This window comes from Fictibacillus gelatini DSM 15865, assembly GCF_000430745.1.
GTDB classification, from domain to species: domain Bacteria; phylum Bacillota; class Bacilli; order Bacillales; family Fictibacillaceae; genus Fictibacillus_A; species Fictibacillus_A gelatini.
Window position 1 is genome coordinate 1 of record NZ_AUMP01000001.1, and the last position, 25798, is coordinate 25798.

Sequence of the window (25798 nt, forward strand, 5' to 3'; positions counted from 1 at the left end):
GAACCTCGTAGCACCATTCATAAGCAAGAAAACATCCCCGCTTTACAGGCCACTGCACAGGTCAGGGAGTTGGACGATTATATCAAGATACTTGGAGGCACGAGACAATGAACAGCACATTGAGGGATCTGCAAGACCGCTTCCGCCATCTTCGGATGGCGGAGACTGCAAATGGGCTGCCGGGATTATTGCGTAAAGCCGAACAATCTTCCTGGACGTATCACGAATTCCTAGAGGAACTCTTAACCTACGAACTAACCCGAAGAGAAGAGAAGAATATAGAAAGAAGGCTGAAATGGGCTAAATTTCCTTATCAGAAAACCTTAGATGAGTTTCGAATGGAGGAGCAGAGATCCATCAGCACCCGGCAACTGAATCAACTAAGGGAGCTAAATTGGCTAGAACAGCAATATAACCTGATTCTCCTGGGGCCACCCGGGGTTGGAAAAACCCATATTTCGATTGGTCTGGGTCTTGAGGCCATCCAGAAAGGATTTAAGGTTACCTTTTTCACGATGGGAGAACTGGTTCATGTGCTCAAGACAGAAGAGTACTTGTCTAAATCTAAAACCCAGCTTAAAAGGATCAGGGAATCAGATTTGGTTATCATTGATGATTTGATGTATATGGCAATGGATCAACGGGAAGCCAATCTATTCTTTCATCTGGTCAACGGCCTTTACGAGCGAAGTTCTATCATCCTGACCTCAAATAAAGGTCCGGAGCAATGGGGCGAGCTGATGGGAGATCAAGGCATCACAACGGCCATTCTAGACCGGCTTCTTCACAGGGTGGAGGTCATCCACCTGAATGAGAACAGTTACAGGATTAAACACAGGAGCACCATTTTCGCAGAAAAAAGTGTTCAATCTTAATTAGCAAAAAGTGTTCAAAACTACTTGACGGTTACACCATCGAACATATCAAGTCCAGCGGACTTTAATTCTAAACTGACTTCTTTTTGCCATAACTCCTGTTGCTTTGCTTGAAGTGCCTTTTCTTCTTCTGATAACTCTTTAGGTAGTTTGGCTTTAACTTCTTCTAGTTGAGCGACAATTTTATCGTACTCTAGCTTAGACACAGTTTCATCCTGAACATCTGTTTCTTGTTGATGTTGTTGATTTTCTTCCATTAAAATTCCTCCTTTGATTATTTTGTGAACTTGATTTGCACCGAATCTCTTGCAAGGATCGGTTTGTTGTTATATAACCCTCTAAACTCGAATATAAAGGATTCAAGGATCTCATCGGGTACAATGTAATCATAAAAATAGACACCAACATTTTCCTTGTTGCTGTCTGTAATTGGTATTTCTTCAATTTTAGTTTTGTCACTTTTGTAAATGGTCAATTTTACATCTGTAGGATCGACTGATTGACCTGTAAACGTTTTAAAATGGACTTTTAAACGTACTGTATCGCCTTTTAACATTATTTAATCACCTCCACATACGAAGGATTTTTAATTACACTTAACGCGGACATATTGCCTATATATGTAGCCATTAAGGGGTTTTCTATGACACTTGTAAAAGCGTTGGCTACATTATTTGTATTAAGAGGGATTAAAACGTCTGTATGGGCTTGTAGAGGGCTTACATAGGTTAATAAATTTTGAATTGTTTTTGTACGTCTTTCCACTAATGCGGAAATGGGATTAATAAATGATGTTACGTTTTGAGTGCTGCTTCTTACTGTCCTGTGGCTCTGTAAAGAGTTAGAATCAATTGGAAGGGTATAAGTCAAAACGTTTCTATTCGTTCGTTTTTTCTTATCTGTATAGGTGAGTATTGGCTTTATAATTGATTCTGTATTCTTGTTTGCCTTGATAGTTTTAGTTAAAGAAACATTAAGATTATTAACAAATGAATCAACTTTAACATTGCCTATATTTGCTGGAACCCCAAACACCTTCAAATATGGATAATTGTTATTTATTGCCCAAGTTGATGTGAAATCCCAACCTGTATAGGTTGATTGTGTTTTTAATTCTGCTGTAGTTTTTCCAACTCCACCTGCTGAATAAGTTAATCCACTAGTTTCTGTATCCCAATAAGAATTTGTTACCGTTGAAACTGATACGTTATCACCAATCAATCCGCCAGCCGGAAATGATGTACCTACTTCTGTCGATTTCGCTTTTCCAGTTGAATAACAATTAATTATTTTGCAGGTTGTACCTCCAACATAACCGATCAATCCACCAACACGAGCATATGCAGTTACATTAGCTTTAGAGTAGCAATTGCTAATGGTTCCGCCCGTGAACTGTCCAACAATCCCGCCGACCATGTACCGACCAGTCACCTGACCTGTAACGTAACAATTTGTGATAGTACCATTTACCAAACTACCGACAATTCCGCCAGCCCAGTTAGAATCATTACCATTAATGTTGCAGTTTTCTAAACCAACGTTTTTAATGGTTACTGTAGATGTACTAACGTAAGAAAATAATCCACTATAACCTGAAGTAACATTAATTGATAGATTTTTAATCTTATGTCCTTTACCGTCAAAAGTACCCTTGAATGGCGCTGAAGTAGTTCCTATTGGGGTAAAGTTGCCGAAGTTAGACATATCAATGTCATTTGCTAATTCAAAAGCGCCTGTAAGGTTATTTCTCACATTATGTAAATCTTGCGGTGTGCTAATTAAAATAGCCATTTAATCACCTACAATACTTTAGGCACTTGGATAGTGTGGATCACCGTTAATTCGTCCTGGTCTGTCTCTAATGTAAATGGAGAAAATGATTCAATGCTAAATGGTTGTCCGCCTGTAGAAACATTAAATATTGCTGACTTTGCAAAAGTTTTTGGTTTAATAATGTCACTATCTGAACCCTTGATAACGACGGTAATTTTGATATTGTTTCCTTCAACATTTGAAGTTATACGACTATCAGAAGGTGACAACCTTAAAATTGCATTGGATGATTCATCTTGAAGTTCAATGTACTTCCAAGAGTTCTTAATGTAATCTCGTAAATCTTGATACGCTTGACTTGTAATCTCAGCCATCATTTAACCTCCTTTAATTGCGATATTTGTTGCTCAAGTCTTTCCAGCGATTGCACAATTCGATCTTGTGCTTCATTTTGTTTCTCAATTTGTACTGTTAATTTTTCTTCGCGTTGCTTGGCTTCTTTTCTAGTGTCAATGAGCAACCAAACAAATAGAACTGCAAATACACCATTGGAAACAAACTGTTCAATGGGAATTGACGTTAAGTCCATTTTGTCAACCCTCCAATCACAAAAAGATAAAAATTATGAGTAAAAAAAATAAAAGAGCAAGGAAAAATCCTCGCTCCAAGTGAAGGAAAAAAATAAAAGAATTAGTTAAAACAATGTATTGATATACGAAGGGTATACCCTTCATTCGTTGTCACTTGCTGAAAATGGCAACCAATGAAATGTACACCTGGTATCTCTTTATTCCTTAGTATAAAAATAGACTAGTGGTGCTAAAAGTCTAGCAATATCAAGAAGTTTAGTTATTTTCTATTTCAAACACCTTTTATTTTTACGATTTTCAATGGTTTTTTCTTCCAATTGTCGATAGATAAAAACCAGTCATATAAAGGGGTCGGAACATTATTCCGAACCTTTTCCTTACCTTAATAACAAAAATATTAAAAATCATGCGAGCCCTTGCGGCTCAATGGTTTAAACTACTTCTCTAATTGCTAATCATTAAAACATCCCTTAACTTTGTATATAATGCCTTTCTCCCTTAAACACCCTCCAATTTTTCATATAAACGTTGTTATATCAAGGTTTTTTATGCAACAATTTAATTTAATAGTGTTCGTTTATTCTAGTTTTATTTCGACTGCAATAGTGAAAGTTCTTGTGGCTGTAGGGATTTAGCTTCATTGTCGTTTAGGTAGCACGATATTTATGCTTATTTTTATGCCATTTTTCTCGTTGTCTGAGTAGCTCCTGTGTACATTAGTATTTTCTTTCCTTAAACGGCGGTTCTTTAAAAAATGCTCAACCATTAGAGCCACAAGGGATACAGGTATTATGTAATTTAAAAGTTAGAGTAAAGTGTAGTAATATCAATGGTTTTGACATTTTCTAATTAGGTAGTCTTTTGTACTTATGCTTATTTTTGTGCCACTTTTCTCGTTGTCTGAGTAGCTCCTGTGTATACTAGTATTTTTTTTCCTTAAACGACATTTATCTATTTTTAATTTATTTATCTTAAAAACACTTGTAAAACAAAGGTTTTTAGACGATAAATATTTTTTTACGTCACGCTGAATTAAATCCTACTTTTTCTGCTACCTTTGCAACTAATTCTTTTTTGTTCATTTATGAAACATCTCCTTTTAATCATTTAATTTAATTTTAAGTTGAACTTGTGATAGAAACACCTATTTAAAAAGGTTTTTCTTATCATAGTAACAGAAATATTATAAGTCGTTTAATTCTTACTGCCACAAGGGTTTCAGTGTTTTTCGTTTTTTCTACCATATTTATTTTTCCATATTCTTTTACTCTCTTTTGCTTTTTCTTTAGCGCATTCATTGCAGTACTTCTTTGGATTAGCAGACTTTGAGTTTAATGATAATTTAATCGGAACTCCACAATTTAAATTCTCACATCTTTTAACTCTATTTTCGCCATAATACAAATCATAATAGATGATGAAAAGGTAGTAGGTTCAACCGACACCCGCCATACACTCGATTCTAGCCTACTTTTTTAAATATGACTTATGATATTAATTCTTAAACAGAAACGCTGTATCAAAGGATATGGGCTTCTGGTGATGTGTTATGATGACAACCAACAATCCTCTTGTAACTCTTTAAAATTGAACCCCAAGTCCAATAAATCCTCAAAATACAAATCAGTCATCTTTTTGTCTAAAATGCCGTAAAAATAACCTAGTGTATCCCTAACCCTTGAACGTTTCATTTTGCCGATTAATTGCTTAAAACTGTCTATAGCAATGTCTAAAACATCATCTGTCCTTGTCTCAATGTTATTACGATAAGCAGCAATTTGCACCCTGTTCCAATATGCTTCAATTTTTTTTGCATCATCAAAAAAGCATTTGACAAGGTTGGTAAATGCAAATGGAACTCTATCACTTGTAAAAGTATGGTCAAGCGTTTCGTTACGTTTATTTATGTTTTTATTGTTATTAGTTTTTAGAGGATGGATAGTTTCCTGCTCGGATTTTGTCGGCTCATCCTTTACTGGCGTTAGTGTTTGGGCATTTTGTCGATCCGTCAATTTATCGTTTTTTGATACGTCAAATCGATTAAAAATAAAAACGTTATGAGCAAAGCCACCTTTTTTTCGAGTTGTATTGTGAACGGTTAAAATACCCAACTTTTTTGCTTTGCGGATCATTCGCTCGGCAGTTGATCGACTAATACCACCCAGTTTATCATGGCATGACGAAACAAGCGTTGCAATTTTACAATTAGCAACACCATACACCCTAGCCGCAAATTTAGTTAAACGCATAAAGGCGATATATTCGCCTTTGGTAAAATCATTTTTGTGCTCTGCGAGAAACATTTCTACGTTGTTGTTAAAGTCCTTTAGATTTTTAAATTGTGACAGGTGACTAAACTCTTCGATCATTCCGGCTCTCATTGCTTATATGCCCCTTCTTGTCCTAATTTTGGGCATACTCAAATAAGCCTACTACCTTGATATTTTTTCGAAAAAGTAGTACACTTATAATTGACATTTGAGTTTGAGTATGCTCAATGGTAGGACTGGAAGTGTTACAGCACAACCAGTCCATTTTTTTTGACTAGAATATTGTTTTAGAAAGAATTGACATGATTAGTTGATCTACGCTCATTCCTTCTTCGTCAGCACATTGTTTTAGAAGTTGGTATTCATAAGATGAAAAATCAATCGGCAAAGAACACATCATTTTCCCCATTCACCCTTTCAATTCGTTGATTTAAACGTTGTTTAAAGTCCAGTAAGGCAAGTTTGTATTCGTCCGAATAAATGTCTTTAATTAAAGCTTGTCTATCAAATACTTTTTTGACTTCCGTTGTATACCAGGCAATGGTAGCGGTTAGTGTCATTGTGTTAAGGTCTGGGATTGGTGGGTTTTTCATCGGGGTGACCTCCCTAAATTCATTAGCGGACTTGAAGGCATGGCTTTTTTTATCAACTCAAAATCCTCTAATGACTGTAAATATCGCTGTGTAGTTGAAACGTCAGAATGACCGAGTAACTTTGATAATGTAAAAATGTCAATTCCGTTTAAAATGCACTGAACGGCGAAAAAATGTCGGAACGTGTGTGGACTACATCTAGCCTCTTCAATCTTTACTCTCTCCCCTGCTTCTTTTACCACGTTATAAACTCCCATATGAGACAAGGTGTCACCTACATAAGAAAGGAAATAATGATCGCTTTTGACAATCTTGTCTTTAAAATATTGCTTTCGCAGTCGTTCGTATCGGATCAAAATTTTTTTTAATGCAGGGGAAATGAACATCATTCGTTCTTTATTGCCCTTTCCATTAACCAAAATCGCTGTTTCTTTTACGTTTTTAGCTAAAAGACCCCTAATCTCCATTGCCCGAAGTCCACAATCGCTCAACATGGCTATGATGGCTTTATTTCTGGCTTCAATGTAATTCTTAAAACTGAACGCATCAACCATTGCCGATACCTCTTCAACAGTGAAGCCTTTCAATAGTTTTTTAGGTATTTTCGGTATTTCTACCTTTTTGGCAATGTTTTCTTTTAAGTATTCTTCTTTTTCACACCATGAAAAAAACGCTCGAATCATTTTAAACATGGTCACGATGGATTGCGGTTGTAACCCTGATTGTTGCTTCAATCTCATATATGCTTTCAAATCAAAAGTTGTTATGCTTTCTAATTCGTGTATTCCTCGTTTTTCAATGAGGAAATTTTTCATCTGTTTCAACTCTTGGCGTTTATTTTTCATCGTCTTTTCTGTGAACCCTTTTGCCATGCAGTGATACTCGTATTCCCTTATCACATCTTCTAATTCCAAACAAAAAACCACCTTTCCCGTTGGTTGATTTTCCAACAGAAAAAGTGGTTTTGGAGAAAGATAAAGCATTTTTTAGCAAAAATTCGGGGAAAGATAAACCGGAATAACTTTTAGATTCAAGAAATCTTTCCTTATCCTTCAAATAAGTGAACCTGAAAACCCTTGTGGCTCAAGGGATTGTGCTTGTCCACCTATTTCATTTGCTTTTGCATCGCCTGCATCATTTGATTGATCTTTTTTTGCGACGGTTTTTGTCCCATTTGCATCATCATAACTCTCAGCATATTTTCATTAATTGGTGGATTTTTTTGCAGGTAATTCATCATATATTTGCGGGCAATAAAAAAGCCAAGGGCAACCCCGGCAATTAGTGCCACAATGATCCCAAGAATCCAATAAAACATATAAAAATTTCCTCCTTCATGTTGTCTAAAAACAGTTTACTATAAAAGGACAGCCGTAGACAAGAAGGTCAAGAAAATATTTATGATCCATATACGGAAGTTACTCTGAGCGGATTCAGCCAACCGTATCGATAATAATCAAATTCCATCGCAAAAAAGCATCGTTCATATTTTCTAAGCATTTCAAAAAAAATCGTTTCCGCTTCATAATTGCCGGCACTTTGAAGGACTAAATAATGTTTCGATAAATGCAAACGAGCGGAACTTTTCTCACATTCAAGTAAAAACGAGTGATTTTCAAACGTAAAGCCTTCCGTCGATTTCAACATCATAATAAGAAAAGCTTCAAGGCTGTCACAGGAAATAGAAGACGTTATGTAATGGATTTGCTTAAGAAGGATCTCTTTCTTTGTTGAAAACGTTTTATATTCTTCTAGAAAAAGGTGAAAAAGTTTGCCTTCTTTACTGAAAAATTCACTGGCTACTTCTTCATTGATTTTATAAATATAGTACTCCCTCAAAGCCGCTCCTCCCGTCCATCTTTTTACAGTAGTATATATGATTTCTACTAAAATTTATGTCTTATACTGGAGCAAGACTTCACTTTTTTTGTCGAAAAAAACCCGGGGTTCATAGTCCCCGGGTTTTGCGCTTACTATTTGTTTAATAATGCTTTTACTTTAGCAATCACATTTTCCACAGTAAAACCGTACTCTTCCATAATGCGATTACCAGGAGCAGAGGCACCGAATTGATCAATAGTTAAGGTGTCACCTTCGCTTCCTACATATTTATGCCATCCAAGCGATGCGCCTACTTCTATGCCGAGGCGAGCTTTTACATTAGATGGCAAGACACTTTCTTTATATTCTGCGGATTGCGCTTCAAAGCGATCCCATGAAGGCATGGAAATAACTGAAGCCTCAATTCCTTCATTTTTCAATTGTTTTTGCGCTTCAACCGCAAGACTCACTTCAGATCCTGAAGCAAGTAGCAAGACATCTGCAGTTCCTTCGGCAGGTGAAAGGACATAAGCGCCGCGTCTTACACCTTCAGCAGCAAGCTCTTTTGAGCCTTCCAATATCGGTAAATCTTGTCTTGATAAAACAAGCGCCGTTGGTGTATCTTTGCTTTCCAGAGCGGCTTCCCATGCAGCATTTGATTCATAACCGTCGGCCGGGCGAATAACGGAAAGTCCGGGCATTGCCCGTAATGAAGCCAATTGCTCGATCGGCTCATGTGTAGGCCCGTCTTCACCAACTGCAATGCTATCATGTGTAAACACATAAATAACCGGAAGTTTCATTAAGGCCGCAAGACGAATGGCCGGACGAAGATAATCAGAGAACACGAAGAAAGTTGCGCCAAATACTTTTAACCCACCATGAAGCGCCATACCGTTTACCGCGGCACCCATAGCAAATTCTCTCACGCCGAACCAGATGTTTCGACCGGAGTAATCATCGCGGCTAAAGTTACGCTCACCTTCTAAAAGGGTTTTGTTCGATCCCGCAAGGTCGGCAGAACCGCCAAACAGCCATGGAACATTTTTCGCCAGGGCATTTAACGCTTTTCCTGAAGACGATCTTGTCGCAATCGCTTTGTCAAACTCTGGAAGATGTTGATTCCAGTTTTCAGGCAATTCCCCATTAATCGCTAATGTGAGCTCTTTGGCAAGCTCAGGATATTTTTCTTCATATTTTGAAAATAACGAGTTCCATTCTTGTTGTTTTTGCTCTCCCGCTCGTTTAAGCTGATTAAAATGTTCCCTCACTTCATCAGGAACATAAAAATCTTCCTCAAATACCCAATCGTACGCGTTCTTCGTTAACTTTACTTCATCAGGGCCAAGAGGGGCTCCGTGGGAAGCGGATTTTCCAGATTTATTCGGCGAACCATAGCCGATCACCGTTTTCACTTCAATTAATGTCGGACGGGTTGTATCCTCTTTGGCAGCGTGTAATGCTTTTTCAATTTCTTCAAGATTTGTCCCATCTTCGACATATAACACTTGCCAGCCGTATGCTTTAAAACGTTCTTGTACACTTTCAGAGAACGAAAGATGGAGATCACCGTCAAGTGAAATATCGTTTGAATCGTAAAGTACAACGAGTTTTCCAAGACGCAAATGGCCGGCTAGTGATGCAGCTTCACTTGCCACACCCTCCATTAAGTCCCCATCACCACAAATGGAGTACGTGAAATGGTCGACGACTTCAAACCCTTCTTTATTGTACGTTGCAGCAAGGTGTCTTTCTGCCATCGCCATCCCTACTGCCATCGCAATCCCCTGTCCTAATGGGCCTGTCGTTGCGTCAACACCCGGTGTATGGCCGTACTCGGGATGCCCCGGTGTTTTACTGCCCCATTGACGAAAACTTTTTAAATCATCCATTGAGACATCATATCCGGATAAATGCAATAAACTATAAAGAAGCATTGATCCGTGTCCTGCTGATAAAACGAAACGATCACGATTGAACCATTTCGGATCAGCCGGATTATGATTCATGAACTTCGTCCATAAACTGTATGCCATCGGTGCAGCACCCATAGGCATTCCCGGATGACCGGAATTTGCTTTTTCAATACTGTCGATTGACAATGTACGAATCGTGTTAATCGCTAATTGATCAATTGATTGTGTTGCCACTCCTTTATCCCTCCAATTATGTATTCACGATTTACTATATACATAAAGTGCATTTTTCTCAAGCACATTTGTCCATTTTAGCTTTCCAAATTTAACATTTTACATTACTAAAAAAGCTGTATTATAACATTTTTTGTTATAATACAGCTTTTCCAATTAACCCAATGCTGGAATTTCGCATATAAATTGATCGTTTTTATCGTCGTAATCGAGCTTCATATTATTTATAAGCCATTGATCATCAGGTCGTACAATAAAACGCAATCCGTTCATTTCTTGCATATAATCCCCTTCCCTGGGCTCATCAGGGCTAACACCAAGAGAAAAGCCGCCATTATTCGTACCGCCTGCATACCTGACAAACAACCGGAGCGCTTCCCCTGCATTTAACTCAATTTCTTTATATAGTTTTATAACAGACTCCGTCATCGAAAATGTCATTTCTCTCTCCCCTTTTCAACTTGTTGTATAACAGTATATCTTATTTTTGAAAATTTGCAACAATAAAAAGAGCCTAATTTGCAAAAATACAAATCAGGCTCTTTTTCCCATAAAAGATTAGCTGATGTTTTTACTGCTTCAAATTCTTTTTGCTTTTCTGGCTTTCTTTTAGCTTCTCTGGGGTAACATCATTGCCCTCTGGATCAACGATTTTTATCGAATGCAACTTGTTTTCAAAAGAACGGCGTACATTCTTTAAATACTCTTCCCGAAGTTGTTTTTGTTCTTTCGCTTCTTCTATTGATAGTCCTTCTCTTTTTGATTTTTTAGAAAGATAATTAATCCGTTCAATCTTCTCAGGTGATAGCATGCAATTAACTCCTTACTCTATTTAAATTACTACTATATTAACGGAAATTAAGGAGAATTTCTAGCCTTAGAATCATTGCTCTCGATATACTCGATATACCGCCGGTGCACGGTCGCTTTTGATGCTTCATATCCCAGGCCTTTTAGTGTTGTCGCAATCTCCTTGAAGGTTAAATTCATTCGGCGCAATCTGATGATCTCATTGATGGGGAGTTCCTTTCGCTCCCTTCCGCCGTTCTGTCTATTTTTTAAATTGAGCTCAGGGTTGTACCCATTTTTTATCGCTTTTTGCATTCCACGCTTGATCTTCAAATTGTGCAACTTCCGTTGATACTCCTCGACCACCCCGACAATCTCAAGAACCATCGATTCCGCCTCTTGCAGCTTATATTCACCGTGAAACGTGAAAATTTTAATGTTATATTTCAGCAATTGATGAAGAAGCGCTATTTTCGCATTCCCTCTTCCAAGCCTCGTGTCATCAATAACGAGCAGTGTATCAAACCGTTTATTTTTCGCCATTTCCATAATGTCGAAAATTCCATCGCGATCAAGGTCGTAACCGCTCGCCTGCTCTTCAATGGTCCGCACAACGTCCATCGAGTATTGATGGGCAACGGCCATCAGCTCTTCTTTTTGCCGCTCTAAAGAGGAATATTGCGACTCTTTTTCCGTACTAACTCTGCAATAAATAACAGCTTTCATAATAGCCACCTAATCTTTTGTTGTTTTCACCGGTATCGTAATTTTCTGTCCTGGAATAATATTCCCGGCATAAATACCGTTTCTCTCCTCCACCCAGTGAATAAACTCCTCATTGGATAAATGATGTTTTGCTTTAAAATTTTCGGCAAGCTTCCACAATGAATCCCCTTTATGGACAGTAACTTGTATGTAATGCTGCCGATCTTCAGCAAGCGAATGGTGGACAAAGGTAAGGAAGAAACCGAATACAAGCGCTACCAATACTATAATATAAGATAATCCTTTACGTTGCATTAATAACCACCCCTAAACCGAATATTTGTTCTTGTTTATATTATAAAAAGAACATCCGTTCTAGTCAACGTTTTTTTCGAACTTATGTTTGTGGAAAACGAACGTTCATGTTATACTTTTTGTAAGATGATTCTGTAAAAAGAGGTGGAAAAAAATGAATAAATTAACAAAAAGGCAGCTCGATATATTGGAATTTATTAAGCAAGAAGTTCAAAAAAAGGGATATCCGCCATCCGTTCGTGAAATCGGAGAAGCTGTCGGGCTTGCATCAAGCTCTACAGTTCATGGGCACCTTTCAAGACTCGAGAAAAAAGGGCTCATCCGCAGAGATCCAACGAAGCCGAGAGCGATTGAAATTTTAGGGGAAAATAACAATGATCCAGTTCCAAAATACCGTACGGTCAATATTCCTGTCATCGGTAAAGTTACCGCCGGAACTCCGATTACGGCTGTGGAAAACGTTGAAGAATTTTTTACCTTGCCGGAACATGTTGTCGGAGATAATAATGTATTCATGCTTGTCGTTCAAGGGGATAGCATGATCGAAGCCGGAATCTTCGATAAAGATCTCGTTGTCGTCAAACAACAGCCAACCGCTGAAAATGGGGATATTATCGTTGCGATGACGGAAGACGATGAAGCGACGGTTAAACGCTTTTTCAAAGAAAAAGACCATATCCGCCTGCAGCCTGAAAACTCCGCGCTCGCTCCAATTATATTGAAACAATGCACGATTCTCGGCAAAGTTATCGGCGTCTATCGCACCATTCAATAAACAAGGCATACATAACAGCAAAAATCCCCGCACTTTTAATGTGCGGGGATTTTTTTCAATGTTTAATACATCGATAAATATTGTTCGCGCTCCCAAGGATGGACTTGCGTTCTGAACATATCCCATTCAATTTCTTTTGCTTCAGCAAAGTGGCTCACAGCATGGTCGCTCAATGCTTTGACAAGCACTTCGTTTTTCAACAGGCGGTCAAGCGCTTCTTTTAACGTTGCTGGAAGATCTAAAATTCCTTCTTCTTCACGCTCTTCTTTATCCATCACATAAATATTGCGGTCAACAGGTTTTGGAGCTTTCAACTTGTTTTTAATGCCATCAAGGCCAGCTGCAAGAAGGACAGCCATCGCAAGGTAAGGGTTTGCCGTCGGGTCCGGGCTGCGCACTTCAATACGTGTGCTTAAGCCGCGTGAAGCCGGAATACGGACAAGAGGGCTTCTGTTGCGCATGGACCAGGCGACGTAACACGGAGCTTCATAACCAGGCACTAAACGCTTATACGAGTTTACTGTCGGATTCGTAATTGCCGTGAAATCTTGGGCGTGTTTTAAAACGCCGGCAAGGAATTGCATCGCCGTTTCGCTTAAACCAGTATCTGAAGATGGATCGTAAAATGCATTTTCGCCATTTTTAAATAATGACATGTTGCAGTGCATACCGGAACCATTCACACCGAACAATGGTTTTGCCATGAACGTCGCATGCAATCCGTGTTTGCGAGCAATCGTTTTAACGACAAGCTTAAAGGTTTGAATGTTATCACAAGTCGATACGGCATCTGCATATTTAAAATCAATTTCGTGCTGCCCTGGAGCTACCTCGTGGTGGGAAGCCTCAATTTCAAAGCCCATATCTTCTAATTCAAGAACGATATCACGCCGGCAATTTTCGCCAAGATCTGTTGGGGCAAGGTCGAAATAGCCGCCTTTATCATTTAATTCTAGCGTTGGTTCGCCATGCTCATCATTTTTGAAAAGGAAAAACTCTGGCTCAGGTCCGATATTAAAATCAGTAAATCCAAGCTCTTCCATTTCTTTAAGAACACGTTTTAAAATGCCGCGCGGGTCACCTTCAAAAGGAGTTCCATCCGGGTTGTAAATATCGCAAATAAGGCGCGCCACTTTTCCTTTTTCGGCAGTCCAAGGAAAAACAACCCATGTATCTAAATCCGGATACAAATACATATCGGACTCTTCAATGCGAACGAAACCTTCAATTGAAGACCCATCAAACATCATTTTGTTATCCAATGCTTTTTTCAATTGTCCAATTGGAATTTCAACATTTTTAATAACTCCTAGTAAATCGGTGAATTGCAAACGGATAAAACGAACATGTTCCTCCTCAGCAATTCGCATGATGTCTTCTTTCGTATACTTAGCCAACGTCGTTCTCCTCCTCTAAATGATCAAAAATGAATTAATGAAAAAATCGTGATAACTCCCCTTGAATAAGGGACGTTTTTCCGAAACGGCCCGCATGCATCAACTCACGCTTTAAGCGGCGATGAATCGCCGAATCGGAAACCTCTTTTTTCGCCTGCATCTGGTGCCCTGCTTGTAGGATATTGACCGCCTGTTCGTTTAATTCGAACACTCTCTTAATCCCCGCCAGGTTTACACCCTGTTCTAGCAAAGCTTTAATTTCAAGCAATTTATCAACATCGTTGAAAGAAAATAAGCGGCGATTTCCTTCCGTACGTGCCGGATGGATGAGATCATGTTCTTCATAGTAGCGAATTTGACGTGCTGAAAGCTCTGTCAATTTCATTACAATACTGATTGGAAATAAAGGCATATTTCTTCTTGTATTGTCATTCACGATCAATTCCTCCTTTCAACTTATTTTTATCTTATGTCATAAAAGCTCACATGTCAATTAAATGTTATGTTTTTTAACATGATTTTTTCAAAAAAAAAGAAGACCGGGTCTTCTTTTTAAAAATCAATTAACTTTTTCTCTAATAAATGATCGACAGCCGTTAAAATGCCGATTTTTACATGTTCATAGGTTAAACCGCCCTGGACATATGCTATATACGGCGGCCTGATTGGACCATCCGCGGTAAGCTCAATGCTGGCTCCCTGGATAAACGTCCCCGCTGCCATAATGACATCATCTTCATACCCCGGCATATAACCCGGAGTTGGAATAGCATGACTATTTACCGGGGAAACGGTTTGGAGCGCCTGACAGAAAGCGATCATTCGCTCTCGGTCATGAAACGAAACAGCTTGAATTAAGTCCGTTCTTTTCGCATCCCATGACGGATTAGTCGTAAGCCCGATTTCCTCCAAAAAAGCGGCCGTAAAGACAGCCCCTTTTACCGCCTGTGCCGTCACGTGAGGGGCGAGGAAAAAGCCTTGATACATTTCCAATAAACTGTATAGGGAGGCTCCCGCTTCCGCTCCAATGCCAGGGGTTGTCAGCCGATAAGAACATCTTTCAATCAGTTCTTTCTTTCCAACAATGTATCCACCTGTTTTGGCAAGCCCTCCACCGGGATTTTTAATAAGCGAGCCGGCCATTAAATCCGCTCCAATGTTGCATGGCTCCATTTCTTCGACAAACTCGCCGTAACAATTGTCAACAAACACCACAACATCGGGTTTAATTTCTTTTACGAAACGGATCATTTGCTCGATTTCAGCAATCGTAAAAGAAGGCCTGTCAGCATACCCTTTTGATCGCTGGATGCCGATCATACGAGTATTCTTGTTAATGGCTTGGGATATCTTTCCCAAATCAACAGATCCATCAGGAAGTAAATCAACCTGGTTATAAAAAATGTTGTATTCTTTTAATGAACAAGATCCATCCCCACGGATTCCGATAATTTCTTCTAGCGTATCATACGGTTTGCCAGTTATATATAGCAATTCATCTCCAGGCTTTAAAACGCCAAATAAAGCGGTTGAAATCGCATGTGTGCCGTTAATCAATTGCGGTCTGACGAGCCCCGCTTCCCCGCCAAAAACATCAGCATATATCGCGTCAAGCGTATCTCTGCCCGCATCGTCATATCCATAGCCCGTAGAAAGGTTAAAATGATAGTCGCTCACTTTATGTTTACGAAAGCTTTTAAGTACCTTCAATTGATTAAATTCTGAAACTTTGTCAATTTCTTTATGTTTTTCGATAATCTTACATTCGATTTTTTCTACAAGTGGTTTTAATCTTTCGCCATTTGAAAATAATGAGTACATCTCCTGCTCCTTATCTTACTTTTTTAAAGGTTTAAAAATGGATGGGCATATCCTTTGCATTCATAAACTTGTTTTTCATCGTTGAAATTTCGCTCGATGAGAATAGTATGCTTCTTTAGAATAGAAAGCTTCTTGCCATCACTTGCCGGAACTTCAATATGATAATAATTTAATTGCTTAACGACTTCTTTTTCCATTTCCTCTTTTAATCGATTGATATCCTTTTGATCAAATGCAGAAATCGAAATGGATGTAGTAATCGGGGTAAACGATTCTGGAAAACGGTCCTTTTTATTATAAACCGTTAAAACAGGGACGTTCGAAGCCCCTAACTCACTTAAAATCGAAAGCACTGTCGCTTCGTGTTCGGCGTGATCTTCGTGGGAACCGTCGATAACATGAACGAGCAGATCCGCCTCAGCTGCCTCTTCTAATGTTGATCGGAAAGCCGCGATAAGCGAAGTCGGCAAATCCTGGATAAATCCAACCGTATCCGTCATGAGCACGTTAAGCCCTTTCGGCAATTTTAATTGTCTTGTTAGCGGGTCTAATGTGGCAAACAGCTGATTCTCCTCAAAGCTATCCGCCTCCGTTAACCGGTTAAATATCGTTGATTTCCCAGCATTTGTATAGCCTACGAGAGCGATTTGAAAACAATAATTTTCTTTCCTTCGCTCCCTGTAACGCTCGCGGTGCTGGACAATGTTCTTAAGCTGACTTTTAATATCATTGATGCGTGAACGGATATGCCTTCTGTCTTTTTCAAGCTTCGTTTCACCTGGCCCTCTCGTTCCAATTCCTCCGCCGAGCCTTGAAAGGGCGATTCCCATGCCGCCAAGGCGCGGCAATAAGTATTGCAATTGAGCGAGCTCGACCTGGAGCTTACCTTCCTTTGACCTGGCTCTTTGGGCAAAAATATCTAATATTAATTGGGTTCGATCAATCACTTTTGCCTCAAAAAAACGGCTTAGATTACGATTTTGCGCCGGAGTAAGCTCGTCATTAAAAATGATGACATCGGCTTCAAGTTCAATTTCTAGGGCTTTTATTTCTTCAATTTTACCTTTTCCGATAAACGTGGAAGCACACACGCGCTCGCGTTTTTGTGTAACCTCAGCAACTGATAATCCTTTTGCAGTGTCTAACAACGATTTTAATTCTTCCATCGAATAAAAAAAGCGCTCGTCGGATTGCCCGACCAACTGGCAGCCAACGAGAATCGCTTTTTCCCTTGATCCTTGCGTGATTTCTTTCAATAAACTAACCTGCCTTTAGAGTCTACCTGATAAATGATTAATACCGCCTTTCCTGTCTTCATTTTATCAAATCTATTCCCGCTATTCTACCTGAAGGTCATCCGCTTCGATCGTCATTAACGCTTTTCGGTCGTTCCGATCTTCACGCAGAAGCCTGACGGATTGTTTTCTGACCGCCTTTTCAATCACATTGCGGATATAGCGGCCGTTACTAAACGATTTTTCAGGATTGGCGCATATTTTTTGAAGATGCTGGCGGAGTTTCCATTCGGATTCCTTCGTAAACATGTATTGGCGTTCAGTTATCATTTTTCGGGCGATTTCCATTAATTCATCCACTTTATAATCCGGAAAGGTGATTTTAATGGGAAATCTTGATGGCAAGCCCGGGTTTAAGCGGAGAAATTTGTCCATTTCATTCGAATAGCCCGCAAGTATTAAAATAAAGTCATGTTGCTGATCTTCCATCGCCTTTACAAGCGTATCGATCGCTTCCTTGCCGAAATCTTTTTCACCGCCACGGGCAAGAGAATACGCTTCATCAATAAAAAGAATTCCGCCGATCGCCCTTTTGATCAGGTCACGTGTTTTTTGCGCGGTATGGCCAATATATTCGCCAACCAGATCCGCCCTTTCCGCTTCAATTAGATGCCCTTTTGACAAGACATTCATCTCGTAAAACAAGTGGCCTAACAGCCTTGCTACAGTCGTTTTTCCCGTTCCCGGATTTCCTTTGAACATCATATGAAGCACTTGTTTCTCGACTTTTAAATTTTGTTCTTCTCTGCATTTATTGACATACAGCCATGCATAAATCTCTTTCACTATTTGCTTTAACTCTTCCATGCCAACAAGTGCGCTTAATTCTTTTTCCACTTTCTTTAGAGGCAAATGTTTATCAAGCTTTTCTTCTTTTACAAATAAAGCACTTTCCGTCTTTAACTTTTCCTTTTGCTGGTTCAATACGATATTAATTTGCGTTTTGTTTTTAACTGTCATTGAATCATGCAAGAGAAACACCTCTCTTTATCTATCTGACTTCATTATACGCATGACTCTAAAACTTGTGACAAATGCCTAAGTTCAAGTATCTTTACTAATGTATTCCGCTCGTCTTTATTTATTTCGCAGGAATCAGCGAAAGCCCGTTTCCGAAATAGAAAAAAAGCTATTCATGCAAATATGAATAGCTTTTAACGGATTTAGTCATATAAATTTCTTCCTTGTCTTTCCTGTTTGCGGTTTAAATGAATGTCTTTGGGTTTTGTCGTTTTTGCCTGGTTCGGCAGTGGCGGGATTTTTCCGATTAAAGTTCCGAGTTCATCGAAAATAGTATGCTTTAATTGTTGATTGTGCCCTTTCATCGCCATAATGCCAAGTTCATTGATTTTTTTGACGTATTCAGGGTTTGTTGTAATCGCGGCATTTCTTCCGTGAGAATCCGTTCTAATCGCATCGTAAACATTTTGACGAAGCCGTTCATCTTCATTTTTCGTCAATGCTCTTGTAGGCTCAATACCGACTGCTGTATAGATGCCGCTTACGATAACATGTGCATTTTTTACACCGTCAACCGTCTTTGCAAGAGCGACAATTTGCTTTGCGTTTTCAACCTCATAGCTTTTTTCTTTCGTATTCGGCGTGTGATGTTCAATGGAGCTCACTTTATTCGGCTCATTATCATTTGTCCTTGTTTCACTTCCCGCATTATTTTTCGTGCTGCAGGCCGAAACGGTAAGAAAAATACCTAATACAATGACTGCTTTTCGCATATGGAAACCCTCACTTTCTTATATTAGTTTTTAACATCAAAATGGAATTATTCATTTTTGTAAAAAAAGCGTTATAATGGGTTAAAAGGACACGTGGAGGGACGTATGAATCAGCTTATTAATACACTCCCCATATACGCACGCGATTATTTAGAGCAATTGATTCGAAAAGGAAGACAAGAAAGTACGGTCAAACGCTATTTTTACGATTTAAACGATTTTTTTGCATGGATGAAAGTGAAAAAAAATGCAGATACATACGACATGTTTCAATCATTGACAATTGAAGATTACCTTTCTTATTTCCACTTTTTATCAGAACAACGAAAATATTCTCCAAAAACATTAAAAAGAATTATGACCGTTTTGAAACAGTTCATTCGTTTTGAAATGATGAAAGGAAATCTTTCTTCAAATCCTGTTGATCAACTACATCTAGAATTTGATGATGAGGCACCGTTTAGTGAAACGGATTTTATGACAGAAGAAGAGGCCGAAAAGTTAGTACAAACACTCGCCTCATTGGACGATTTAACCGAAAATCAGCTGAAATACCGTTATCTTCTCATTGACCGGAATAAGGCAATTTTTACTTTGCTATACCATTATGGCTTAACATTGCAAGAACTTGTATCGATAACGATGAAACAAGTCGCTCTGACTTCTGGACGAATAAACGTTCATTCTGAGACGAGCGTGTCCCGTCCGATTTATTTAAACCGAAGTGATCAAACATTGCTTTTTTCGTATTATGAGACCATTCCAGAGTCGGTTCGGCCGAGACTGTATACGAACGATCCATTATTTGTGGCATTCGATTTTCAAAGGGGGACATTTCGTTGGGATTATAAGTTGGAATCTCCGAAGCCATTAACCGAAATAGCAGTGCAAAAAATGATCCGCCTTGAAGTTGCCCGCGCGAATTTACGGAAAGGGATCAGTGCTCAACATATGAGACGAACTTGCATTCTTCGACTGCTTAAGCAGGAGGAAAATGTGGAAAAAGTGCAAAAGCAATTTGGCTTTAAAACGCCATTAAGCCTGAACCGTTATATTAACTATCTTGAAAAAAATATAAGAAACCCGGAGTAATCATTGATTACTCCGGGTTTCTTCAGTCTGGCGTATGCAGGTTACGCATTCTCATTGGTTTTCAGCAGGTAATTCGACAGGGCGGTGTGGTGTAAATGTTGAGATCGCATGCTTATATATTAAATGTTGCTTTCCTTCAGACTCAAGGATAACCGTAAAATTATCGAACCCTTTTACCAAGCCTTTTAATTGAAATCCATTTAATAAATATACCGTTACATAAATATTTTCCCGACGGAGTTGATTCAAATATTGATCCTGGATATTGATTGGTTGCTTCATATAAACGTCCTCCTCTTTAGGCATTCCCCTTATTCATTCTACAATAGATTCAATTTCCCTTCTATGTAATGACGGATTTCCTTAAATTTTTCGTAAAATTTCAAGTCCGTCATATCAAACCATTTTACATCCATTTGATTTTTAAACCACGTGAATTGTCGTTTGGCATAGCGCCGGGAGTTTCTTTTTAAAAGTTCGATCGCTGTCTCGAGCGTAACCTCTCCTTTTAAATAGGAATAAATCTCCTTATAGCCAATAGCTTGCACAGACTGGCAATTTTGGACGCCTCTATCATAAAGGCGTTTTGCTTCATCCACTAAACCGAGCCGGATCATTTCATCCACCCGTTTATTGATTCTTTCATATAACAGCTCTCGTTCCATCGTTAAACCGATGATGCAATCGTCATATACATGTTCCGTTTCTTGGGCATTTAACTTTTCGGTCATCGTATTTCCGGTCACATGATGAATTTCGAGTGCACGAATGACCCGTCTTATATTATTTGGATGGATTCGTTTACCGCTCTCAGGATCAATGTTTTTCAGCCGCTCATGCAATTTATCAGCTCCATGCTCTTTAGCATAAGCTTCAAGCTCGGCACGATAGTTTTCATCATATCCAGCTGATGAAAATTCATAGTGATGGGTCACTGAGCGGATGTACAGCCCCGTGCCCCCTACAATAATCGGAACCTTTCCCCTTTTGTTAATTTCGTTGATAAGCTTTCGCGAACGTTCCTGAAATTCCGCCACGGAAAAAGGTTCTGTCGGATCTTTTATATCAATTAAATAATGAGGGATGCCTTGCATTTCTTCATGGGTTATTTTCGCAGTGCCAATATCCATCCCGCGATAAATTTGCATTGAATCACCGCTTATAATTTCACCATTTAACGCTTTTGCAAGTTCAACGCTCATCTTCGTTTTCCCGACGGCAGTTGGACCAACAATTACGACAAGTTTTTCTTTCATCGTTACTCCCTTGCATTTTCTTTTTAATTTATGAAAATATGTCGCCCATTCGACGGTTTCGGGATCTAGTCTTCGGACGTCGAGTTAGCTTTAGCCATTTTTTATTGCACCCGCTTGAACATTTTTTCCAGTTCATAAGTAGAAAAATGAATGATGATCGGCCTTCCATGCGGGCAAGTAAACGGATCGGATGTGTTTCTAAGATCTTCGAGCAATTGAAATATCTCATCATTTCGCAAATGGCGATTGGCTTTAATCGATCCTTTGCATGACATCATAATGGCCGCTTTTTCCCTCAATTTTTTTATATCCGCCCTTTTATCATCAATCACTTGCTGAATAATTTCCTCCATCGTTTCTTTTTCAAATCCTTTCGGAAACCATTGAGGATGTTCTCTTACAATAAACGTATTTTGGCCAAACGGTTCAAGAAACACGCCAACTTCCTGAAGCATTTCAATATGGTCGTTTATAATCATACATTCTTTGTTCGTAAATTGAAAAGTGTAAGGAACCATTAATGTTTGTAATTCAGATGCGACCTTGCCCACTTTTTCTTTAAAAAATTCGTATTTCATGCGTTCCTGGGCAGCATGTTGATCAATTAAATAGAGGCCATGCTCATTTTGCGCGCATATATACGTTCCGTGCATTTGTCCGATTGGATACATCGGCGGAATTTTCGGCTGTTTATTTTCCAGCTCATTTTCATCCGGCCATTCGTTATTTACGATAATTTCTTCTTCTCTCATCTCTTCCGCTGGTGTTTCAATTACTTTTTCTTCCCATTTTGGCGGTGAAGGCGGATAGGCAACTTCGCTCTTAGTCTCCGCCCGGGCTTCTTTATTTTCAGTTGGACGAAACTCTTGTTCTTTAGCCGGACCAAGATTGTGTTCGAAATGGAAGGACGGCTGTTCCGAAAAAGCGGTTTTCTTTTTCGGCTTTAGCGGCTCTGAAATTAATGTTTGCTTTCGAATCGTGTTTCTGATGGCGTCTTGAACTAACTGGCAAAGTTCGGGCTCCTTGCTTAATCTCGCTTCTAGCTTTGAAGGATGAACATTTATGTCAATAATGGTTGGATCCATCGTGATTGATAAAATAACAACAGGAAATCTACCAATTGGCAGAAACGTATGATACGCATTTAAAACGGCTTTTTGCACCACATAATTTTTAATATATCTTCCATTCATAAACAACGAAATATAATTTCTTGACGCTCTGTTCAATTCTGGCTTTCCAATAAATCCGCGAATTTCATAATCAAGCGATTGTGCTTGAAACGGTATCATATTTTTCGCGATTCCCATTCCATACACGGCGGCAATCACGTGAAGCAGCTGACCGTTCCCGCTTGTTGAAAGCATCTCTTTATCATTATGTTTCAATCGAAACGAAATGTCGGGATTCGCAAGTGCCAGGCGGTTGACGACGTCAGTAATGTTGCCAAGTTCAGTGTTTACCGTTTTCATATGCTTTAAACGTGCCGGAGTATTATAAAACAAGTTGCTGACGGTAATGTCTGTTCCTTTTCGAGCTTTTGCCTGAGAAATCGAGTCAATTTCACCGTTTATTATTTTTACGGCGCATCCTGGTCCATCCCCTGTGCATGTTTTCATTTCTACATGAGAAACGGAAGCGATACTCGGAAGAGCTTCCCCTCTAAATCCCATCGTCCGAATCTGGAATAAATCATGTTCATTTTTTATTTTACTCGTTGCATGACGGCTAAAGGCAAGCCTGACATCATCGGCTTCGATACCGTCTCCGTTATCAATAACGCGAATAGATGAAAGCCCGCCTTCTACAAGTTCAATTTCAATTCTTGTTGAATTCGCATCAATTGAATTTTCGACAAGCTCTTTAACCACCGATGCCGGCCGTTCAACGACTTCACCTGCCGCGATTTTGTTAGAAAGGAGATCATCCAACTGGACAATTTTTCCCACTTGACCACTTCCTATTTTACTTTCTTTTGCAATTCATATAATGCATTTAATGCAGCAAGAGGAGTCATTTCAAGGATATTCATATTTTTTAAAAGAGAAATGACTTCGGAATCTCTTTTTCTCCTTTTTGGAACTTCCTCTTCTTCAAATAAGGAAAGTTGAGCCGGCTCTTCCTTCTTTGTTTCAGCTGCTGATTGGGTGATAGAACCCGCTTCTAACTCATTTAAGATGCTTTTCGCCCGTTCAATAACCGTATCCGGCATATCCGCAAGCTGTGCGACATGAATCCCGAAGCTTTTATCAGCCTGTCCATCGATCACTTTATGAAGAAATACGAGTTTCCCGTCCTCTTCAACCGCAGAGACAAATACATTTTTCAACGTTTTTAACTCTTTTTCCAGCACCGTCAATTCGTGATAATGTGTGGAGAATAATGTTTTTGCTCCAATATGATCATGAATGTATTCAATGATGGATTGGGCAAGTGCCATCCCATCATAGGTAGATGTACCCCTGCCTATTTCATCAAGCAATATTAAACTATTTTCGGTCGCTTTGTTCAAGGCATAGTTCGTCTCAAGCATTTCAACCATAAACGTGCTCTGACCGCCAACAAGATCATCAGCGGCACCGATTCTCGTAAAAATTTGATCAAAGAGCGGCAATTCCGCTTCATCTGCAGGGACAAAGCAACCGATTTGCATCATAACCGCCGTTAAAGCTAATTGCCTCATATACGTACTTTTACCTGCCATGTTCGGCCCGGTAATTAGAAGCATGTTTCTTTTTTCATTCATGAAAATATCGTTGGCTACATATTCCTGTGCATTCATTACTTTCTCGACAACAGGATGGCGGCCGCCTTTAATGCGAATCGTCTTATTTTTTGAGATGACTGGTTTTGTGTAATGCTGTTCCTCACTGATCGTCGCAAAGCTTTGAAGCACGTCAAGCTCGCTAAGCTGTTTTGCAAGCAATTGCAAACTTGCAATATAGCTTTTTACTTGTTCGCGAACAGAAAGGAAAAGTTCATATTCAAGATCAACAATTTTTTCTTCAGCTTCCACGATAAGTTTTTCTTTTTCCTTCAATTCCGGTGTAACGAACCGTTCGGCATTTGCCAATGTTTGCTTCCTTTCATAACGGCCTTCCGGAACAGATGATAGATTCGCTTTCGTCACTTCAATAAAGTAGCCGAAAATTTTATTATAACCGACTTTCAGAGAGCGAATTCCCGTTTCATTTCGTTCTCTTTGTTCCAGTTTTGCAATCCACGTCTTTCCATTTATTGAAGCATCCCGATACTGGTCAAGTTCCTTATGATAGCCATCTTTAATAATCCCTCCATCTTTAATCGAAAGTGGCGGGTCATCATGAATCGCCTTTTCAAGAAACTCGCACAGCTCCTCGTGTGGATCCATTTCTTCCGCTAGCCTTTTTGAGTACGGATCATTTAATTGAGCGACGAGAGAACGGATAGCCGGTACGCTCTGGAGAGATAATTTAAGTTGGATCAAGTCTCTTGCCGTTACGTTGCCGAATGAAACTTTGCCGGAAAGCCGTTCCATATCGTAAACGTTTTTTAACTGTTCCCTTAATTCCTGGCGAATAAACAGTTCGTTCAGTAATTCTTCCACTACATTTAATCGTCTCTCAATCAATTCAGGGACGAGAAGCGGTTGTTCAATCCATTGTTTCAACCGGCGTCCGCCCATCGCGGTTACCGTTTTATCAAGCAGCCACAATAACGAGCCTTTCTTTCCTTTTGAACGGATGGTTTCAACTAATTCAAGATTCCGTTTTGAAAAACCATCAAGTTTCATATACTCTTCCATTTGTTGGACGACAACGGGTTGAAGATGGTCCAGTGACCGTTTTTGTGTGTGAATGAAATAATGGAACAGTCGTCCACACGCTTTTAGTAACAACGGATCGCCAACTTCTTGTACAAGCTTAGCAAAAGGATCCGGAATGGTTGCTTCTTCTATCTGAGAAGAGATAATGCCATACTGCTGTTTTAACGCGGGACCCATCTCGTCAAATAACGGTTTAGACAACAGTACTTCCTTTGCATGATGCGTATATAATTCCTGCATCAATTGGGACGTGTCGCCGCTTAATATGTACCCTTTCATTTCACCGGTTGATAAATCGCATAAAAGAATCGCAAATTTGTTATCTCTAGCATCCGCTGCTGCAATATAATTATTTTCGGTTTCGTTTAACAGACTATTTTCCATAACTGTTCCCGGGGTGATAATTTGAACGACTTCTCGTTTCACAACCCCTTTTGTCGCTTTTGGATCTTCCGTCTGTTCGCAAATGGCTACTTTATGCCCTTCTTCGACGAGACGCTTTATATAATTTGCGGCTGAATGATGAGGAACTCCGCACATCGGAATTCTCCCGCCATCTCCGCCGTCCCTGCTTGTTAACGTAATTTCAAGTATTTGTGAAGCTTTAATGGCATCCTCAAAAAACATTTCATAAAAATCGCCTAAGCGAAAAAATAAAAAGGCATCTTGATGGGCTGCCTTCACTGATAAATATTGTTGAATCATTGGTGTGTATTGTGCCATGTTTCCACCTAACCTCTTTA

General features: G+C 39.3%; 28 protein-coding genes. 3 read left to right on the plus strand and 25 right to left on the minus strand.

All coding sequences use genetic code 11. The features are described 5' to 3' along the window. Window positions 1-107 precede the first annotated feature (107 nt). Window positions 108-875, plus strand: a complete 768-nt coding sequence (gene istB / locus H538_RS0100010) for an IS21-like element helper ATPase IstB (protein WP_026675774.1) — start codon at window positions 108-110, stop codon at window positions 873-875. A gap of 20 nt (window positions 876-895) precedes the next feature. On the opposite strand, the gene H538_RS22780 is transcribed toward istB, so the two are convergent. The 15 genes from H538_RS22780 to yneA form a co-directional block, all read right to left on the minus strand. After that, window positions 896-1132, minus strand: coding sequence for a hypothetical protein (locus tag H538_RS22780; protein ID WP_035349797.1), 237 nt, complete (start codon window positions 1130-1132; stop codon window positions 896-898). Between the two features lie 17 nt (window positions 1133-1149). Further along, a complete protein-coding gene (locus H538_RS0100020; RefSeq protein WP_026675775.1) occupies window positions 1150-1431 on the minus strand; it encodes a hypothetical protein in 282 nt (93 codons plus the stop codon). After that, window positions 1431-2666: a GLUG motif-containing protein gene (locus H538_RS0100025; protein ID WP_026675776.1), complete on the minus strand. Its 1236-nt coding sequence runs from the start codon at window positions 2664-2666 to the stop codon at window positions 1431-1433. Before H538_RS0100025 ends, H538_RS0100020 begins: the two co-directional genes overlap by 1 nt. Window positions 2667-2674: 8 nt before the next feature. Further along, window positions 2675-3022, minus strand: coding sequence for a hypothetical protein (locus H538_RS0100030; protein ID WP_026675777.1), 348 nt, complete (start codon window positions 3020-3022; stop codon window positions 2675-2677). Further along, a complete protein-coding gene (locus tag H538_RS0100035; protein WP_026675778.1) occupies window positions 3022-3237 on the minus strand; it encodes a BhlA/UviB family holin-like peptide in 216 nt (71 codons plus the stop codon). The genes H538_RS0100030 and H538_RS0100035 overlap by 1 nt, the downstream gene beginning before the upstream one ends. A 1548-nt stretch (window positions 3238-4785) precedes the next feature. Continuing rightward, entirely contained in the window at window positions 4786-5619 is an 834-nt protein-coding gene (locus H538_RS0100045) for a hypothetical protein (RefSeq protein ID WP_026675779.1), read from the minus strand. 266 nt (window positions 5620-5885) lie between these two features. Then, window positions 5886-6101, minus strand: coding sequence for a hypothetical protein (locus H538_RS0100050; protein ID WP_026675780.1), 216 nt, complete (start codon window positions 6099-6101; stop codon window positions 5886-5888). Further along, complete coding sequence (locus tag H538_RS0100055; RefSeq protein WP_026675781.1) at window positions 6098-7015, minus strand: tyrosine-type recombinase/integrase; 918 nt, start codon at window positions 7013-7015, stop codon at window positions 6098-6100. Before H538_RS0100055 ends, H538_RS0100050 begins: the two co-directional genes overlap by 4 nt. A 191-nt stretch (window positions 7016-7206) precedes the next feature. After that, entirely contained in the window at window positions 7207-7419 is a 213-nt protein-coding gene (locus H538_RS0100060) for a YneF family protein (RefSeq protein ID WP_026675782.1), read from the minus strand. Window positions 7420-7499: 80 nt separating this feature from the next. Then, window positions 7500-7940, minus strand: a complete 441-nt coding sequence (gene sirA, locus H538_RS0100065) for a sporulation inhibitor of replication protein SirA (protein WP_026675783.1) — start codon at window positions 7938-7940, stop codon at window positions 7500-7502. A gap of 134 nt (window positions 7941-8074) precedes the next feature. Continuing rightward, window positions 8075-10072: a transketolase gene (gene tkt / locus H538_RS0100070; RefSeq protein WP_026675784.1), complete on the minus strand. Its 1998-nt coding sequence runs from the start codon at window positions 10070-10072 to the stop codon at window positions 8075-8077. Between the two features lie 156 nt (window positions 10073-10228). Then, window positions 10229-10513 carry a HesB/YadR/YfhF family protein gene (locus tag H538_RS22785; RefSeq protein WP_051291160.1) on the minus strand — a complete coding sequence of 95 codons (285 nt, stop codon included), beginning with the start codon at window positions 10511-10513 and terminating at the stop codon, window positions 10229-10231. 130 nt (window positions 10514-10643) lie between these two features. Next, on the minus strand, window positions 10644-10883 hold the full coding sequence (locus H538_RS0100080) for a DUF896 domain-containing protein (RefSeq protein WP_026675785.1): 240 nt from the start codon (window positions 10881-10883) through the stop codon (window positions 10644-10646). Between the two features lie 47 nt (window positions 10884-10930). Further along, window positions 10931-11587, minus strand: a complete 657-nt coding sequence (locus H538_RS0100085) for a YneB family resolvase-like protein (RefSeq protein ID WP_026675786.1) — start codon at window positions 11585-11587, stop codon at window positions 10931-10933. 9 nt (window positions 11588-11596) lie between these two features. Then, window positions 11597-11881 (minus strand): cell division suppressor protein YneA, encoded by a 285-nt coding sequence (yneA, locus tag H538_RS0100090; RefSeq protein ID WP_026675787.1) that lies wholly within the window; start codon window positions 11879-11881, stop codon window positions 11597-11599. Between the two features lie 154 nt (window positions 11882-12035). Here yneA and lexA point away from each other — a divergent pair, with 154 nt between their 5' ends. After that, the gene (lexA, locus tag H538_RS0100095) at window positions 12036-12656 is read left to right on the plus strand and encodes a transcriptional repressor LexA (RefSeq protein WP_026675788.1); all 621 of its coding nucleotides are present in this window, start codon (window positions 12036-12038) and stop codon (window positions 12654-12656) included. A gap of 62 nt (window positions 12657-12718) precedes the next feature. Here lexA and glnA read toward each other — a convergent pair whose 3' ends face one another. From glnA to H538_RS0100125, 6 genes are all read right to left on the minus strand, one after another. Further along, window positions 12719-14053, minus strand: a complete 1335-nt coding sequence (glnA, locus tag H538_RS0100100; RefSeq protein WP_026675789.1) for a type I glutamate--ammonia ligase — start codon at window positions 14051-14053, stop codon at window positions 12719-12721. A gap of 34 nt (window positions 14054-14087) precedes the next feature. Continuing rightward, complete coding sequence (locus H538_RS0100105) at window positions 14088-14489, minus strand: MerR family transcriptional regulator (RefSeq protein ID WP_026675790.1); 402 nt, start codon at window positions 14487-14489, stop codon at window positions 14088-14090. Between the two features lie 116 nt (window positions 14490-14605). Continuing rightward, complete coding sequence (locus H538_RS0100110) at window positions 14606-15874, minus strand: methionine gamma-lyase family protein (protein ID WP_026675791.1); 1269 nt, start codon at window positions 15872-15874, stop codon at window positions 14606-14608. Window positions 15875-15897: 23 nt separating this feature from the next. Then, window positions 15898-17130 carry a GTPase HflX gene (gene hflX / locus H538_RS0100115; protein ID WP_026675792.1) on the minus strand — a complete coding sequence of 411 codons (1233 nt, stop codon included), beginning with the start codon at window positions 17128-17130 and terminating at the stop codon, window positions 15898-15900. Window positions 17131-17211: 81 nt separating this feature from the next. Then, window positions 17212-18129, minus strand: a complete 918-nt coding sequence (spoVK, locus tag H538_RS0100120; RefSeq protein ID WP_035349815.1) for a stage V sporulation protein K — start codon at window positions 18127-18129, stop codon at window positions 17212-17214. Between the two features lie 203 nt (window positions 18130-18332). Continuing rightward, on the minus strand, window positions 18333-18902 hold the full coding sequence (locus H538_RS0100125; protein ID WP_026675794.1) for a YhcN/YlaJ family sporulation lipoprotein: 570 nt from the start codon (window positions 18900-18902) through the stop codon (window positions 18333-18335). Between the two features lie 105 nt (window positions 18903-19007). Between H538_RS0100125 and H538_RS0100130 the strand changes: the two genes are divergently transcribed. After that, window positions 19008-19994, plus strand: coding sequence for a tyrosine-type recombinase/integrase (locus tag H538_RS0100130; protein ID WP_026675795.1), 987 nt, complete (start codon window positions 19008-19010; stop codon window positions 19992-19994). Between the two features lie 51 nt (window positions 19995-20045). On the opposite strand, the gene hfq is transcribed toward H538_RS0100130, so the two are convergent. The 4 genes from hfq to mutS all read right to left on the minus strand — a co-directional run bounded on the left by hfq (window position 20046) and on the right by mutS (window position 25778). Next, entirely contained in the window at window positions 20046-20276 is a 231-nt protein-coding gene (gene hfq / locus H538_RS0100135) for an RNA chaperone Hfq (protein ID WP_026675796.1), read from the minus strand. Window positions 20277-20314: 38 nt separating this feature from the next. Continuing rightward, window positions 20315-21250 carry a tRNA (adenosine(37)-N6)-dimethylallyltransferase MiaA gene (gene miaA, locus H538_RS0100140; protein ID WP_026675797.1) on the minus strand — a complete coding sequence of 312 codons (936 nt, stop codon included), beginning with the start codon at window positions 21248-21250 and terminating at the stop codon, window positions 20315-20317. A gap of 101 nt (window positions 21251-21351) precedes the next feature. Beyond that, entirely contained in the window at window positions 21352-23199 is a 1848-nt protein-coding gene (gene mutL, locus H538_RS0100145; RefSeq protein WP_026675798.1) for a DNA mismatch repair endonuclease MutL, read from the minus strand. Between the two features lie 11 nt (window positions 23200-23210). Next, window positions 23211-25778: a DNA mismatch repair protein MutS gene (gene mutS, locus H538_RS0100150; protein WP_026675799.1), complete on the minus strand. Its 2568-nt coding sequence runs from the start codon at window positions 25776-25778 to the stop codon at window positions 23211-23213. Between the last annotated feature and the right edge of the window lie 20 nt (window positions 25779-25798).

What these genes read in the sequence shown, in the direction of transcription:
- istB (WP_026675774.1), top strand. Translation starts at nt 108, where the DNA reads ATGAACAGCACATTGAGGGATCTGCAAGACCGCTTCCGCCATCTTCGG.
- H538_RS22780 (WP_035349797.1), bottom strand. Translation starts at nt 1,132, where the DNA reads ATGGAAGAAAATCAACAACATCAACAAGAAACAGATGTTCAGGATGAA.
- H538_RS0100020 (WP_026675775.1), bottom strand. Translation starts at nt 1,431, where the DNA reads ATGTTAAAAGGCGATACAGTACGTTTAAAAGTCCATTTTAAAACGTTT.
- H538_RS0100025 (WP_026675776.1), bottom strand. Translation starts at nt 2,666, where the DNA reads ATGGCTATTTTAATTAGCACACCGCAAGATTTACATAATGTGAGAAAT.
- H538_RS0100030 (WP_026675777.1), bottom strand. Translation starts at nt 3,022, where the DNA reads ATGGCTGAGATTACAAGTCAAGCGTATCAAGATTTACGAGATTACATT.
- H538_RS0100035 (WP_026675778.1), bottom strand. Translation starts at nt 3,237, where the DNA reads ATGGACTTAACGTCAATTCCCATTGAACAGTTTGTTTCCAATGGTGTA.
- H538_RS0100045 (WP_026675779.1), bottom strand. Translation starts at nt 5,619, where the DNA reads ATGAGAGCCGGAATGATCGAAGAGTTTAGTCACCTGTCACAATTTAAA.
- H538_RS0100050 (WP_026675780.1), bottom strand. Translation starts at nt 6,101, where the DNA reads ATGAAAAACCCACCAATCCCAGACCTTAACACAATGACACTAACCGCT.
- H538_RS0100060 (WP_026675782.1), bottom strand. Translation starts at nt 7,419, where the DNA reads ATGTTTTATTGGATTCTTGGGATCATTGTGGCACTAATTGCCGGGGTT.
- H538_RS22785 (WP_051291160.1), bottom strand. Translation starts at nt 10,513, where the DNA reads ATGACATTTTCGATGACGGAGTCTGTTATAAAACTATATAAAGAAATT.
- H538_RS0100080 (WP_026675785.1), bottom strand. Translation starts at nt 10,883, where the DNA reads ATGCTATCACCTGAGAAGATTGAACGGATTAATTATCTTTCTAAAAAA.
- H538_RS0100085 (WP_026675786.1), bottom strand. Translation starts at nt 11,587, where the DNA reads ATGAAAGCTGTTATTTATTGCAGAGTTAGTACGGAAAAAGAGTCGCAA.
- yneA (WP_026675787.1), bottom strand. Translation starts at nt 11,881, where the DNA reads ATGCAACGTAAAGGATTATCTTATATTATAGTATTGGTAGCGCTTGTA.
- lexA (WP_026675788.1), top strand. Translation starts at nt 12,036, where the DNA reads ATGAATAAATTAACAAAAAGGCAGCTCGATATATTGGAATTTATTAAG.
- H538_RS0100110 (WP_026675791.1), bottom strand. Translation starts at nt 15,874, where the DNA reads ATGTACTCATTATTTTCAAATGGCGAAAGATTAAAACCACTTGTAGAA.
- spoVK (WP_035349815.1), bottom strand. Translation starts at nt 18,129, where the DNA reads ATGACAGTTAAAAACAAAACGCAAATTAATATCGTATTGAACCAGCAA.
- H538_RS0100125 (WP_026675794.1), bottom strand. Translation starts at nt 18,902, where the DNA reads ATGCGAAAAGCAGTCATTGTATTAGGTATTTTTCTTACCGTTTCGGCC.
- H538_RS0100130 (WP_026675795.1), top strand. Translation starts at nt 19,008, where the DNA reads ATGAATCAGCTTATTAATACACTCCCCATATACGCACGCGATTATTTA.
- hfq (WP_026675796.1), bottom strand. Translation starts at nt 20,276, where the DNA reads ATGAAGCAACCAATCAATATCCAGGATCAATATTTGAATCAACTCCGT.
- miaA (WP_026675797.1), bottom strand. Translation starts at nt 21,250, where the DNA reads ATGAAAGAAAAACTTGTCGTAATTGTTGGTCCAACTGCCGTCGGGAAA.
- mutS (WP_026675799.1), bottom strand. Translation starts at nt 25,778, where the DNA reads ATGGCACAATACACACCAATGATTCAACAATATTTATCAGTGAAGGCA.